This window comes from Streptomyces sp. NBC_01237 (assembly GCF_035917275.1).
Taxonomy (GTDB): Bacteria; Actinomycetota; Actinomycetes; order Streptomycetales; family Streptomycetaceae; genus Streptomyces.
Map to the genome: position 1 here is coordinate 6002833 of NZ_CP108508.1, position 13498 is coordinate 6016330.

The window sequence follows — 13498 nt, forward strand, 5'->3', positions numbered from 1 at the left end:
ACGCGGGGTGGAGCAGCTCGGTAGCTCGCTGGGCTCATAACCCAGAGGTCGCAGGTTCAAATCCTGTCCCCGCTACTGAAGACAGAGGCCCGGATCCTTTCAAGGATCCGGGCCTCTGTCATGTGCGGGATCGGGTGCCTGCCCAGGGCCCGCTCAGTCCCGGTGGCCGACGGCCTCCCCGTAGAGCGCACGGTCCACGGCCTTCTCCTCCGGCACCGGATCGCCGTCCAGCACCCCCGCGTCCCGGTACGCCTGTTGCAGCCGGTCCGTCGTGCCCTCGCGGATCTCCCAGTCCATCCGCATCGAGGGCGTCGACCGCAGCACCGGCTCGCCGGTCCGCATCAGCTTCGCGAGGGTGGAGACGAAGGCGGGGTCGGCCTTGTAGTCCCCGGCGAAGTAGGTGTTCACGGTCCTGATGTAGGCGCGCAGGAACGCGACGCCCGCGTCCGGGTCCTCGTTCAGCAGGGTCGGCCCGAAGAGCAGGCCGCCCAGCGGTTCACCGAGCGGCTGGCCGCCCAGGAACGCGTACTTCCCGTCGCCGTCGACCTTGCGCCAGACCGGGTCGAGCAGCCAGGCGGAATCCACTCCGCCGTTGCGCAGGGCGGTCAGCACATCGGCGGATCCGAGCTGCTGGAAGGCGATCCTGTCCAGACCGCCGCCGTGCTTCTTCAGGGAGGTGGCCATCGGGTACATGATCACCGACCCCTTGCCGATCATGGTGCCGAGCCGCCGCCCCGCCATGTCGACCCGGTCGGCGCTCTCGCCTTCCTTGAGCCGTACCCACAGGCCGCTGCGGGAGGTGGCGGCGGGGGAGAAGTTCCCGGCCACCCACTTGATGGCGAAGCCGCCGTTGATGCCGTTCATCACGGCCGCCTCGGGAGCCGCCCACTGGGCGTCCACATCGCCGCGGGCCAGCAACGGCAGGGCGTCCGGGGTCGGCAGCACCTTCAGCCGGACGTCCAGGCCCTCCTTGGCGAATTCGCCCTCGGCGACCGCGACCTGGAGCGGAGCGACGTACTCCGCGCTCAGCGTCCCGGTCGCCACGGTGATCGTCCGCTTCTTCTCCAGCGGCTGCGGGGCGGGCGCGCCCTTGTCGCAGCGCGCCGGTTCACGGTCGGGCGCGCGGTCGGCCGGGTCGCTCCAGGCGGCCGGGCCGCAGCCCGCGACGGGCTTGACGGCGCGGGGTGCCCTGGGTGCGTCTTCGCTCGCGGTGCCGCCCCCGGCGCAGGCGGTCGCCGTGAGCAGGGACGCCGCCAGGAGGACGGCGGTGCAGGTGGAGGGGATACGCACAGTGCCTCCGTACGAGAGGGGGAGAGGGCCGCGGTTCACGACTGGCCGCGGCCGCGGTCGCGCGGCGCCCAGGGGGTGAGCAGCCGCCCGGCGATCCGTACCAGCTCGGAGAAGACGACGCCGAGCACGGCCACGCAGACGATCCCGACGAACATCACGTCGTTCTGGAAGAGCGCCCGGGAGTCGAAGATCAGATGGCCGAGCCCGTCGGCCGCCGCGATCTGCTCGGACGCGACGATGACCAGCACCGCGACGCCCGCCGCGATCCGCGCACCGACCAGGACGGCCGGCAGTGAGGCGGGCAGCAGCACATGCCGGAACATCTGCCAGGGCGAGGCGCCGAACACCCGCCCGGCGTCGCGGTGCCCGGACGGGACGGCGAGGACGGCCGCCATGGTGGAGATCCAGACGAAGAAGAAGACGGTGGCGGCGACCAGCGCGATCTGCGGACCTTCACCGAGGCCGAACATATTGAGGAAGACCGGCAGGAGCGCCAGCTTCGGTACGACGTAGAGCGCGTCCAGCAAGGGTTCCAGCGCCGCCCGTACGAGAGCGAGTGAGCCCATCAGCAGCCCGAGCGCGTATCCGGCGGCCGTGCCGATCGCGTAGCCGCCGAGGACCCGCTTGAGGGTGGCCCACACGTCGGGCCACAGCTCCCCGTCGGCAGCCCGGTCCCAGCCGTCGGCGGCGATGGTGGAGGGCGCCGGATACACCCGCGCGTCGATCCAGGAGCGCTCGGCGGCCAGCTGCCACAGCAGGACGAGCGCCAGCGGTACGGAGACGGCGAGCGCCACCTCCAGGGTGCGGCGCCTGCGGTGGGTGCGGCCGGGACGCAGCTCGCGCGGTCCGGGCCGGCGGACGAGGACGTCGTCGCGGGTGCGCGGCGGGGTCTTCACGGAGGCGCTCATGCCGGGACCGCCTCCCTTCGCACCTCGCCGCGCAGTACGTCCCACAACTCGGCCTTCAGCGCGGTGAACGCGGTGGTCGCCCGGATGTCCGCGGTGCGTGGACGGTCGAACGGCGGGCGGTGCTCGGCGATGATCCGGCCCGGCCGGGCGGACATCACCAGCACCCGGTCGCCGAGCAGGATGGCCTCTTCGAGGCTGTGGGTGATGAAGAGCACCGTGGTGCGGGTGGTCTGGGTGAGGTCCAGCAGTTCGTCCTGGAGGATCGTGCGCAACTGGGCGTCGAGCGCGGCGAAGGGCTCGTCCATCAGCAGCATCTCGGGTTCCACGGCGAGTGCCCGCGCGATGGCCACCCGCTGCCGCATCCCGCCCGAGAGCGCCGCCGGGTAGGCGTCGGCGAACTCGGACAGGCCCATTCTGGCCAGCCAGTCCCGGGCCCTGGCATCGGCCTCCTTGCGGGGGACGCGCTGGATGTCGAGGCCGAAGCGGACGTTGGCGAGGACGTTCTTCCAGTCGTAGATCCCGTAGTCCTGAAAGATCATCGCGGCCGGCCGGGGCGATGCCGTGCGGATCTCCAGCTCGCCCGCGCTGGGGCGCAGCAGTCCGGCGGCTATCCGCAGGAGTGTGGATTTGCCACAGCCGGACGGGCCGACGAGGCAGGTGAACTCGCCCGGTGCGATCTCGATGTCCACGGGGCCGAGGGCGGGCAGGGCGTGGGCACCGCGCCCGAAGGAGCGGGCCAGTCCACGGGCACGGAGCTTGGGCGGTACGGGGGCGGGTGTTCCGGGCGGAGGTGGGGTCGGGTGCGCAGCTCCCACGGGTCTCTCCTCGTGTCCATCGAGGTGCGGATCCACCGCGTGTGACGCAGATGACGGGAGCGGCAGGGGAGTCACGGGTGCCGTGGGGCGTCACAGGTGTCACCGGCGGGGGCGATCACCGCCGACGATATGACGACCCGTCAGATTCGGGAAGGGGGTACGCGAAAGCCCCGGCGCGCGTGGCGCCGGGGCTTCGTCGGTGGGTCCGTGGGGCCAGGGGTCAGGCCGTACTGGCGCAGTTCGGGCAGATGCCGCGGTACGTCACCTCGACGCCGGAGACCGTGAAGCCGAACCGCTCGTCGGGCGACAGGTCCGCGAGCGGGTCGCCCGAGGGGTGGACGTCGCGGATGGTGCCGCACCGCGCGCAGACCAGGTGGTGGTGGGGGCGGTGGGCGTTCGGGTCGTAGCGCTTGGCCCGGCGGTCGGTGGAGACCTCCAGGACCTCGCCCAGGGACACCATCTCGCCCAGGGTGTTGTACACGGTGGCCCGGGAGATCTCGGGAAGCCGGTCGACGGCCCTCGCGTGCACCTCGTCCGCCGTCAGGTGGACATGGTCCCCGTCGAGGACCTCGGCCACGACACGCCGCTGCGCCGTCATGCGCCAGCCGCGTCCTCGGAGTCGTTCCAGCAGGTCACTCATGGGATTCAGCCTAACAGTGAGGGGACCGTGTTCCGAATAGATGTGACTTTGGATGTTCGCTTGACTTAGACAAAGTCCATCGTAGGATCGAGAACGGCATACGCCAAGGGACAGGCTGTGCGGCATCGACAGATGACGAATGTGCAGGACATGACGCAGGAGGCGCACGTGACGCAGGGACCGCTCACCACGGAGGCCGGCGCGCCGGTCGCCGACAATCAGAACAGCGAGACCGCTGGCGTCGGCGGACCGGTTCTCGTCCAGGACCAGGCGCTGCTGGAGAAGCTCGCCCACTTCAACCGGGAGCGCATCCCGGAGCGCATCGTGCACGCCCGCGGTGCGGGTGCCTACGGCACGTTCACCCTGACCCGGGACGTCTCGCAGTGGACGCGGGCGAAGTTCCTCTCCGAGGTCGGCAAGCAGACCGAGACGTTCCTGCGCTTCTCGACCGTCGCGGGCAACCTCGGATCGGCCGACGCCGTGCGCGACCCGCGCGGCTTCGCGCTGAAGTTCTACACCGAAGAGGGCAACTACGACCTCGTCGGCAACAACACCCCGGTGTTCTTCATCAAGGACGCCATCAAGTTCCCCGACTTCATCCACACCCAGAAGCGCGACCCGTACACCGGCTCGCAGGAGGCCGACAACGTCTGGGACTTCTGGGGTCTGTCGCCCGAGTCGACGCACCAGGTGACCTGGCTCTTCGGTGACCGCGGCATCCCGGCCACGCTGCGTCACATGAATGGGTACGGCTCGCACACGTACCAGTGGAACAACGAGGCCGGTGAGGTCTTCTGGGTCAAGTACCACTTCAAGACCGACCAGGGCATCAAGAACCTCACCCAGGACGAGGCCAACAAGCTCGCCGGTGAGGACCCGGACAGCCACCAGCGCGATCTGCGCGAGTCGATCGAGCGCGGCGAGTTCCCGTCCTGGACCGTGCAGATCCAGGTGATGCCCGCCTCCGAGGCGTCCACGTACCGCTTCAACCCGTTCGACCTGACCAAGGTGTGGCCGCACGAGGACTACCCGCCGATCGAGATCGGGAAGCTGGAGCTCAACCGCAACCCGGAGAACGTCTTCGCGGAGACCGAGCAGTCGATCTTCAGCCCCGCGCACTTCGTGCCGGGCATCGGACCGTCCCCGGACAAGATGCTCCAGGGCCGTCTCTTCGCGTACGGCGACGCCCACCGCTACCGCGTCGGCATCAACGCCGACCACCTGCCGGTGAACCGCCCGCACGCCACCGAGGCGCGCACCAACAGCCGTGACGGTTACCTGTACGACGGCCGTCACAAGGGCGCGAAGAACTACGAGCCGAACAGCTTCGGCGGGCCGAACCAGACCGACCGGCCGCTGTGGCAGCCGCTCCCGGTCAGCGGCCCCACCGGCAACCACGAGGCGGCGAGCCACGCCGAGGACAACGACTTCGTGCAGGCCGGAAACCTCTACCGGCTCTACTCCGAGGACGAGAAGGCCCGGCTGATCGACAACCTGGCCGGGTTCATCGCCAAGGTTTCGCGCGACGACATCGCCGAGCGTGCGGTCAACAACTTCCGTCAGGCGGACGGAGACTTCGGCAAGCGGCTGGAAGCCGCGGTCCAGGCCCTGCGCGGCCAGTAGGACGCTTGTCGTGGACGGTGGGCCGGATTCCCTTCGGGGGTCCGGCCCACCGGCCGTTCCGTCGCGGACCGGCCTCAGCCCACCAGGCCGGCCGTGCGGCGCCTGGCCGGTGCCCAGCAGCGGATGATGTCGCGCACCGAGACGATGCCCACCGGGCCGGCGCCGTCCAGCACGATCAGATGGCGGAACCCGCCGTGCGTCATGGCCTCCGCGGCCTCCTCCAGCGTCCAGGTGGGGGCGGCGAACACCACGTTGCCGGTGGTGTGGGCGGACGCGGTCTCCAGATCGGGGTTCTGCCCCGAGGCGACCGCGTTGAGGATGTCGCGCTCGGTGATGATGCCGAGCCCGCTGGTGTCCGGGTCGTGGACGACGGCTGCCCCGACGCGGCGGGCCGACATCAGCCGGGCGGCCTGGCGGAGCGTATGGGTGGGGCCGATGGTCAGGAGCATCGTGCTCATGGCGTCGCGGACGAGCATGACGGGAGCCACCTCCTTCGTGAGCCGGCCCTGTGAGCCGATTCACAAGTTCACAAGTGGGGGGACTCCCAGAGTTGCACCCTTGGGGCGAGTCAACAAGGGCCGGCTGAAGAACGGCTGTGGGGCGGGTAAAAACCCGCCCCACACGCCCCGGGCGCCCCGGCGGTGACCGGCGGCGAGGGGTGGGTCCTAGTAGCGCTGGTTGAGGTAGCCCAGCAGTTCGTGGTGGAGCAGCCCGTTGGAGGCGGCCGCGTTGCCGCCGCCCGGACCGGAGACCCCGTCCAGGCTCGTGAAGAGCCCGCCCGCCTCCTGCACGATGATCGCGTTCGCCGCCATGTCCCACAGGGAGAGCTCGGGCTCGGCGGCGATGTCCACGGAACCCTCGGCGACCATCATGTACGGCCAGAAGTCCCCGTACCCACGGGTCCGCCAGCAGGCCCGCGTCAGGTCCATGAACCCGTCCAGCCGGCCCTGCTCCTCCCAGCCGCTCAGCGAGGCGTACGCGAACGAGGCGTCCGCGATCCGCTCCACCTGCGACACCTTCAGACGGGTCGCGGAGGTGAGGCTGCGGCCGGAGAACGCTCCCGCGCCCTTCGCCGCCCACCAGCGACGGCTCAGCGCGGGCGCCGAGACCACCCCGACCACCGGCTGGAAGCCGTCCTCGCCCGCCTCCATCAACGAGATCAGCGTCGCCCAGACGGGTACACCGCGTACGTAGTTCTTGGTGCCGTCGATCGGGTCGATCACCCAGCGCCGGGGTCCGGTGCCCTCCAGCCCGTACTCCTCGCCCAGGATCGCGTCGCGCGGGCGGGCCCGGTGGAGGTGGCCGCGGATCAGCTCCTCGGCGGCCTTGTCGGCCTCGCTCACCGGTGTCATGTCCGGCTTGGTCTCCACCTTCAGGTCGAGGGCCTTGAACCGGTCCATCGTCGCCGCGTCGGCGGCGTCCGCCAGTACATGGGCGAGGCGCAGATCATCGTGGTAATCGGGCATGTCGTCACAGTATCGACCGGCGGCACGGCGGGGCTACAGCACCCTGGCCGGTGGCCCCGGCGGGGGATCGTGCGAGGAGTCGCGGTCAGTGCGAGGAGCCGGACAGCTGGAGTCCGATCACGCCGACGATCACCAGCGAGATCGAGACCAGTTTCAGCGTCGAGACCACGTCGTCGAGGAAGACCATTCCGTAGATCGCCGTACCGGCCGCGCCGATTCCGGTCCACACCGCGTACGCGGGACCGACATCGAGTTTCTTCAGCGCCAGCGTCAGCAGCCCGAAACTGCCGAGCGCGAACGCACAGAACGCGATCGTCGGCCAGAGCCGGGTGAATCCATGGCTGAGCTTCAGACACACGGCGAAGCCGGTCTCCAGCAGTCCTGCGACCACGACCAGCAGCCACGCCATCGTCAGTTGCCTCCCACGTAGGTGACGCCCTCGTCCCGCTCGGTGCGATTATGCCTTTACCAGTCCGTGGTGACTCGCAAACGTGCGCGAGCCGCGCGGCGCGGAACGGGTCCGGTCCGGCCCGCTCCGGGCAAGGGCCTCAGTCGCCCTCGCGCCGCTCCCGTGTGGCGAGCAGCCGCCGCAGCGAGTACAGCCGCGCCGGATCGGCGTGCCCCTCGGCCACCCAGGCGTCCAGCGCGCATTCCGGTTGGTTCTCGTCGTGGGTGCAGCCGCGCGGGCACTTCTCGGTGCCGGGCTCCAGGTCGGGGAACGCGTTGATGACGCGTGACGGGTCGACGTGGTGCAGCCCGAAGGAGCGCACGCCGGGGGTGTCCACCACCCAGCCCCGGCCGCCGGGGAGCGGCAGCGCGAGCGCCGATGTGGTGGTGTGCCGGCCACGCCCGGTGACCGCGTTGACGACACCGGTCGTCCGCCGCCGGTCCTTCGGTACGAGGGCGTTGACCAGGGTGGTCTTCCCCACGCCGGAGTGCCCGACGAACGCGGTGATCCGGTCGTTCAGCTGCTCGCGCACCAGGTCGGCCGCGCCGCCGCTCTCCAGCTCCTCGCGGCTGGTGACGATGTACGGGACACCGAGCGGCGTATAGGTCTCCAACAGCTTGTCCGGCGAGGCCAGGTCGGACTTGGTGAGCACCAGGAGCGGGGTGAGCCCGCCGTCGTACGCCGCCACCAGACAGCGGTCGATCATGCGGGGGCGGGGTTCCGGATCGGCGAGCGCCGTGACGATCGCCAGCTGGTCGGCGTTGGCGACGACCACCCGCTCGTACGGGTCGTCGTCGTCCGCGGTCCGCCGCAGCACCGAGCGGCGCTCACCGATGCGGACGATGCGGGCGAGGGTGTCCTTGTCGCCGGACAGGTCGCCGACGATGGAGACGGTGTCGCCCACCACGGCGGCCTTGCGGCCCAGCTCGCGGGCCTTCATCGCCATCACCGTACGGCCGTCGACGAGACAGGTGAGCCTGCCCCGGTCGACGGTGAGGACCATGCCGTCCTGGGCGTCCTCGTGCTTGGGACGGGTGTGCGTACGGGGCCGGTTGCCCTTGCGGTTGGGGCGGACGCGGATGTCGTCCTCGTCGGGGTTCTTGCCGTAGCGGCGCATGTCCTCAGGCCCCGAGCATTCCGGTCCACATGTCCGGGAAGTCCGGCAGGGTCTTGGCGGTCGTGCCCACGTTCTCGATCTCCACTCCTGGGACGGCGAGGCCGATGATCGACCCGGCCGTGGCCATCCGGTGGTCGTCGTACGTGTGGAAGACGCCTCCGTGCAGCGGTCGCGGCCGGATGTGGAGACCGTCGGCGGTCTCCGTGACATCGCCGCCGAGCTCGTTGATCTCCTTGGTCAGCGCGGCCAGCCGGTCCGTCTCGTGCAGCCGCAGATGTGCGACGCCGCTGAGCGTGGAGGGGGAGTCGGCCAGCGCCGCGACGGCCGCGATGCCCGGGGTCAGCTCGCCCACCTCGCTCAGGTCCACGTCGATGCCGTGGATGCGGCCGGAGCCGGTGAAGGTGAGCCCGCGCTCGGTGAGCTCGCAGCTGCCGCCCATCGCGGTGAAGATCTCGCGCAGCGCGTCACCGGGCTGCGTGGTGCGCTCCGGCCAGTCGGGGACGGTGACCCGGCCCCCGGTGACCAGCGCGGCGGCCAGGAACGGCTGCGCGTTGGACAGGTCCGGCTCGATCGTCAGGTCGCGGCCCAGCAGCGCGGACGGGGAGACCCGCCAGACGTTCGGCTCGCCGCCCGTCTCCGGCTCGTCCACCTGCGCGCCCACGGCCCGCAGCATGTCGACCGTCATCCGGATGTGCGGCATCGAGGGGAGGGCGGAACCGGTGTGCCGCACCTCCACGCCCTGGTTGAACCGGGGCCCGGACAGCAGCAGCGCCGAGACGAACTGGGAGGACGAGGAGGCGTCGATCGACACCGGGCCGCCGTCCAGCGCGCCCCCGCCGTGCACGGTCAGCGGCAGCGCGCCGCGCCCGTCGTCGTCGATCCGGGCGCCCAGTACCCGCAGGGCGTCGATCACGCCGTTCAGCGGTCGCTCGTACGAGCGGGGGTCGCCGTCGAAGCGGACCGGCCCGTCCGCGAGGGTGGCCACCGGCGGCAGGAAGCGCATGACGGTCCCGGCGTTGCCCACATCGATCGTGGCCGGGCCGTGCAGTCCCGCCGGGATGATCCGCCATGCCTCGCCGGAACTGTCCGGGCCGCTCGTGGCGATGGAGCTGGAGGACACCGTCTCCTCGATGCCGACGCCCATCGCGCGCAGCGCCTGGGCCATCAGCAGGGTGTCGCGGGAGCGCAGCGGGCGGCGCAGCCAGCCCGGCTCGGCGGAGAGGGAGGCGAGGACGAGTGCCCGGTTGGTGACCGATTTCGATCCGGGCACGGTGACGGTCGCGTCGACGGCTCCGCTCGCGTGGGGGGCGGGCCAGAGGGCGGGGTGCACGGAACTTTCGGTCATGGCCCTCACTTTAGTGGCTCAGCGCAAACCTGGATCCTGAACAAACAGGCGGAAACCGGGGCGTAATACCGGCGTGGTACATACCGTGGGGCGCCCTCTGCCCCGACGGACGGGGTGGCCGCCGAAAGGCTGTCCGGCAACCCGGCGGCCACCCGGCCCCGCCGACCGGCCCCGGCGGCCGTCACAGACCCAGCAGCCAGCGCCCGCCGCCGATCAGCGAACAGAGCGACACCGCGTGGAAGAAGAAGAGCCACAGCGCCGCCGGGACGTCGGTGAGCCGTGCCAGCTGGTCCGCGTCGGAGTCCGGCGCACCGCCGTGCCGCCGCTTGGACTGCAGCTCGAACGGTGGGCGCACGCCGCCGAGCAGCAGGAACCACACCACCGCGTACGCGAACGCCGACTGCACGGCGGCCGAGGTCAGCCAGGACACCAGAAGGAAGGCCGTGCCCGTGAGGATCACGGTCAGGGCCCCGTACACATTGCGGATCATCACCAGCATCGCGGCGAGCAGCGCGGTGGCCACCCACAGGAGCAGCGTGATCCTCCCGTCGGCCAGCAGCCAGGCGCCGCCCAGGCCCAGCAGCGACGGCGCGGTGTAGCCGGCCGCCGCGGTGAGGATCATGCCGATCCCGGTCGGCCGGCCGCGGCTCACGGTCAGCCCGCTGGTGTCCGAGTGCAGCCGGATACCGGAGAGCCGGCGGCCGGTGAGCAGGGCCATCAGTCCGTGGCCGCCCTCGTGCGCGATGGTGATCGCGTTGCGCGAGAGCCGCCATATGAGGTTCGGCACGACCGCGACGAGGGCGGCGGTGGCCGTCACGACCACCAGCCACTGCTCGGGCGCGGGCTGGGTGCCGAAGACGCGATCCCACAGATCGCCCAGTTCGGTGGCGTTCATTGGCCGGGCGGCTCCTTGCGGTCGGGTCGGGAGGTCGTGGCAGTCTGGCACTTATGTGTGGACGGTTTGCAGCGAGTCGGCGGCCCGAGGATCTGACCGGGCTCTTCGAGGTCGAGAAGTGGGAACCCACCGAGACCCTGGAGCCCGACTGGAACGTGGCACCGACCAAAGAGGTCTACGCGGTACTGGAACGTCCTGTGAAGGACGCAGACGATCAACGTCCGGTTCGCCAGCTGCGTGCCCTGAAGTGGGGACTCGTGCCCTCCTGGGCGAAGTCCCCGGAGGGCGGCGCCCGCATGATCAACGCCCGTGCGGAGACCGTGCACGAGAAGCCGTCCTTCCGCCGCCCCTTCGTCCAGCGGCGCTGCATCCTGCCCGCCGACGGCTACTACGAGTGGGTCACGGGCTCCGAGGAGCGGCAGCTGGAGGAGACCGGGAAGAAGAAACGGCCGCGCAAGCAGCCGTACTTCGTGACGCCCGCCGACGGTTCGGTCTTCGCGATGGCCGGCCTGTACGAGTTCTGGCGCGACCGGACCCTGCCCGACGACCATCCGCTGGCCTGGTGGGTGACCTGCTCCGTGATCACCACCGAGGCGGAGACCACGCCGCTGGCCGTCGCCCCCGCCGAGGGACCGGCCACCCTCGCCGAGATCCACCCCCGGATGCCGCTGATGCTGACCCCGGACCGCTGGGACGCCTGGCTGGACCCGTCGCGCACCGATGCCGAGGAGCTGCGGGGGCTGCTCTCCCCGCCGCCCGCCGGGCTGATGCGGGCCTACCCGGTGGCCACCGCGGTGAGCAATGTGCGCAACAACGGCCCCGAGCTGCTGGAGGAGCTGGCGGCGCCGGAGGTCGCCACGCTGTTCTGACAGCGGCGTTCCGGTCGCGGCCGGACGCGGGGCAGGATGGGCCGTGTGAGCCGTACAGAGAGCGTGCAGAAAGTCGTCACCGGGGCGGGCGAGGCCAGGATCACCTGGCGGCCCGCGAACGACGCCCGTCTGGTGCTGGCCGTCAGCCATGGCGCGGGCGGTGGCATCGAGGCCCGTGACCTCAAGGCGCTGGCCGCCGCGCTGCCGTCCCACGGGGTGACCGTCGCCCTGGTGGAGCAGCCCTGGCGGGTGGCCGGCAAGAAGCTGGCCCCCGCGCCGAAGACCCTGGACACCGGGTGGCGCGGAGTGTGGCCCGCGCTCACCGGTCCCGGGCTGCCGGTCGTGGCCGGAGGGCGCAGCGCCGGGGCCCGGGTGGCGTGCCGGACGGCGACGGAGCTCGGCGCCCACGCCGTCCTCGCGCTCAGCTTCCCGCTGCACCCGCCGGGCAGACCGGAGAAGTCCCGGGCGGACGAACTCCTGGGGACCGGCGTACCCACCCTGGTGGTGCAGGGCGGCAACGATCCGTTCGGGCGGCCCGCCGAGTTCCCCGGGGGCTCCTACGAGCTGGCCGAGGTGCCGTACGGGGACCACGGCTTCGCCGTACCGAAGCGGTCCGGCCTGACCGAGGATCAGGCGATGGGCATCCTGACGAAGGCCGTGACCGGGTGGCTGTCCTCACTCGTGTGACGCACGCCCCGTGTGACGTACGTCGCGGGAATGCGGAGTGCGGGACCACTGTTGTTCGGGACGTCGGTACAAGTACGTCGTACGTGGAGAGGGAGTCTGTCGCATGGGTTCGACCATCTGCCCGCGCCGCTCGAACGCCGCTGATCTGGAGTGGACGGTGCTGCACGCGGCCAGGACCGCTCCCGAGCGGGCGCTGAGCGGATCGGATCGACAGCCCGTCTCCAAGCAAGGTCGACTATTCTCCGAGGCGAGCGGGTCCGGTTTCGGCTCCGCCACATCGTTGGAGGAGGTGGGTCCGGTCACTGGGACCGACACAGGGACCGACGACGGCCGCGCGGAGGAGACGACCGCCGAGCGCAACGCGCGCTTCGAGCGGGACGCCCTCGGTTTTCTCGACCAGATGTACTCGGCGGCGCTGCGCATGACGCGCAACCCCGCCGACGCCGAGGACCTGGTCCAGGAGACGTATGCCAAGGCGTACGGGTCCTTCCACCAGTTCCGTGAGGGTACGAACCTCAAGGCGTGGATGTACCGCATTCTCACCAACACCTTCATCAACTCGTACCGCAAGAAGCAGCGCGAGCCCCAGCGCAGTGCCGCCGAGGAGATCGAGGACTGGCAGCTGGCGCGTGCCGAGTCGCACATGTCGACCGGTCTGCGTTCGGCGGAGTCCCAGGCCCTGGACCACCTGCCGGACTCCGATGTGAAGTCCGCGCTCCAGGCGATCCCCGAAGAGTTCCGCATCGCCGTGTATCTCGCCGACGTAGAGGGCTTTGCGTACAAGGAGATCGCGGACATCATGGGGACTCCTATCGGTACGGTGATGTCCCGACTGCACCGCGGCCGCCGTCAACTGCGCGGCATGCTGGAGGACTACGCCCGTGAGCGCGGGCTCGTCCCGGCCGGTGCCGTAGCCGGTGAGTCGGACGATCGGAAAGGCTCGGCCTCATGAGCTGCGGAGAGCCGCACGAGACGGATTGCTCAGAGGTTCTCGACCATCTCTACGAGTTCCTCGACCGTGAGATGCCCGAGGGCGACTGCACCAAGTTCGAGGTGCACTTCGAGGAGTGCTCCCCGTGCCTGGAGAAGTACGGCCTGGAACAGGCCGTGAAGAAGCTGGTCAAGCGCTGCTGCGGTCAGGACGACGTCCCGACCGACCTGCGGTCCAAGGTCATGGGCCGGATCGATCTGATCCGTGCCGGACAGGCCGTGCCCGACCAGGACGTGACGCTCGGCGGAGCCGACCGCTCGGCGGCCGCCACGGAGTGACAGCGAGTGACAGCGGCGGCAGCCGACCGCTGTACGGGTGAGGGCGTGCCGCGACATTCGCGGCGCGCCCTCCTTCGCGCCATCGAACGCTGTGTCACCCGAACGCGCTAATCGAACCCGGTGCGG

The 13498-nt window shown here is 70.6% G+C and carries 15 protein-coding genes and 1 tRNA gene; 6 read left to right on the forward strand and 10 right to left on the reverse strand.

Annotated features, from left to right (window positions below):
• Nucleotide 1: 1 nt before the first annotated feature.
• Nucleotides 2-75: transfer RNA gene (locus tag OG251_RS26865), tRNA-Met, on the forward strand.
• A 78-nt stretch (nt 76-153) separates the two neighbouring features.
• Here OG251_RS26865 and OG251_RS26870 read toward each other — a convergent pair.
• The 4 genes from OG251_RS26870 to OG251_RS26885 form a co-directional block, all read right to left on the reverse strand.
• Nucleotides 154-1290 carry an ABC transporter substrate-binding protein gene (locus tag OG251_RS26870; protein WP_326679532.1) on the reverse strand — a complete coding sequence of 379 codons (1137 nt, stop codon included), beginning with the start codon at nt 1288-1290 and terminating at the stop codon, nt 154-156.
• A 35-nt stretch (nt 1291-1325) separates the two neighbouring features.
• A complete protein-coding gene (locus OG251_RS26875) occupies nt 1326-2198 on the reverse strand; it encodes an ABC transporter permease (RefSeq protein ID WP_326679533.1) in 873 nt (290 codons plus the stop codon).
• On the reverse strand, nt 2195-3013 hold the full coding sequence (locus OG251_RS26880; RefSeq protein ID WP_326679534.1) for an ABC transporter ATP-binding protein: 819 nt from the start codon (nt 3011-3013) through the stop codon (nt 2195-2197). The genes OG251_RS26875 and OG251_RS26880 overlap by 4 nt, the downstream gene beginning before the upstream one ends.
• 220 nt (nt 3014-3233) lie before the next feature.
• Nucleotides 3234-3653, reverse strand: coding sequence for a Fur family transcriptional regulator (locus tag OG251_RS26885; RefSeq protein WP_326679535.1), 420 nt, complete (start codon nt 3651-3653; stop codon nt 3234-3236).
• A 150-nt stretch (nt 3654-3803) separates the two neighbouring features.
• On the opposite strand from OG251_RS26885, the gene OG251_RS26890 reads away from it, so the two are divergent.
• On the forward strand, nt 3804-5276 hold the full coding sequence (locus tag OG251_RS26890; RefSeq protein ID WP_326679536.1) for a catalase: 1473 nt from the start codon (nt 3804-3806) through the stop codon (nt 5274-5276).
• 74 nt (nt 5277-5350) lie between these two features.
• Here OG251_RS26890 and OG251_RS26895 read toward each other — a convergent pair whose 3' ends face one another.
• From OG251_RS26895 to OG251_RS26920, 6 genes are all read right to left on the reverse strand, one after another.
• Nucleotides 5351-5752, reverse strand: coding sequence for a CBS domain-containing protein (locus tag OG251_RS26895; RefSeq protein WP_326679537.1), 402 nt, complete (start codon nt 5750-5752; stop codon nt 5351-5353).
• Between the two features lie 189 nt (nt 5753-5941).
• Nucleotides 5942-6742: a histidinol-phosphatase gene (hisN, locus tag OG251_RS26900; protein WP_073717942.1), complete on the reverse strand. Its 801-nt coding sequence runs from the start codon at nt 6740-6742 to the stop codon at nt 5942-5944.
• Between the two features lie 85 nt (nt 6743-6827).
• A complete protein-coding gene (locus OG251_RS26905; RefSeq protein WP_326679538.1) occupies nt 6828-7151 on the reverse strand; it encodes a DMT family transporter in 324 nt (107 codons plus the stop codon).
• A 139-nt stretch (nt 7152-7290) separates the two neighbouring features.
• Nucleotides 7291-8307, reverse strand: coding sequence for a ribosome small subunit-dependent GTPase A (rsgA, locus tag OG251_RS26910; RefSeq protein WP_326679539.1), 1017 nt, complete (start codon nt 8305-8307; stop codon nt 7291-7293).
• Between the two features lie 4 nt (nt 8308-8311).
• The gene (aroA, locus tag OG251_RS26915; protein ID WP_326679540.1) at nt 8312-9652 is read right to left on the reverse strand and encodes a 3-phosphoshikimate 1-carboxyvinyltransferase; all 1341 of its coding nucleotides are present in this window, start codon (nt 9650-9652) and stop codon (nt 8312-8314) included.
• 181 nt (nt 9653-9833) lie between these two features.
• Nucleotides 9834-10547: a M50 family metallopeptidase gene (locus tag OG251_RS26920; protein ID WP_326679541.1), complete on the reverse strand. Its 714-nt coding sequence runs from the start codon at nt 10545-10547 to the stop codon at nt 9834-9836.
• A 53-nt stretch (nt 10548-10600) separates the two neighbouring features.
• On the opposite strand from OG251_RS26920, the gene OG251_RS26925 reads away from it, so the two are divergent.
• The 4 genes from OG251_RS26925 (at nt 10601) to rsrA (ending at nt 13372) form a co-directional block, all read left to right on the forward strand.
• Nucleotides 10601-11416 carry an SOS response-associated peptidase gene (locus tag OG251_RS26925; RefSeq protein WP_326679542.1) on the forward strand — a complete coding sequence of 272 codons (816 nt, stop codon included), beginning with the start codon at nt 10601-10603 and terminating at the stop codon, nt 11414-11416.
• Between the two features lie 45 nt (nt 11417-11461).
• Complete coding sequence (locus OG251_RS26930) at nt 11462-12103, forward strand: alpha/beta hydrolase family protein (protein WP_326679543.1); 642 nt, start codon at nt 11462-11464, stop codon at nt 12101-12103.
• Between the two features lie 289 nt (nt 12104-12392).
• The gene (locus tag OG251_RS26935) at nt 12393-13055 is read left to right on the forward strand and encodes a sigma-70 family RNA polymerase sigma factor (protein WP_326681428.1); all 663 of its coding nucleotides are present in this window, start codon (nt 12393-12395) and stop codon (nt 13053-13055) included.
• Nucleotides 13052-13372, forward strand: a complete 321-nt coding sequence (gene rsrA, locus OG251_RS26940; protein WP_326679544.1) for a mycothiol system anti-sigma-R factor — start codon at nt 13052-13054, stop codon at nt 13370-13372. Before OG251_RS26935 ends, rsrA begins: the two co-directional genes overlap by 4 nt.
• Nucleotides 13373-13498: the final 126 nt, after the last annotated feature.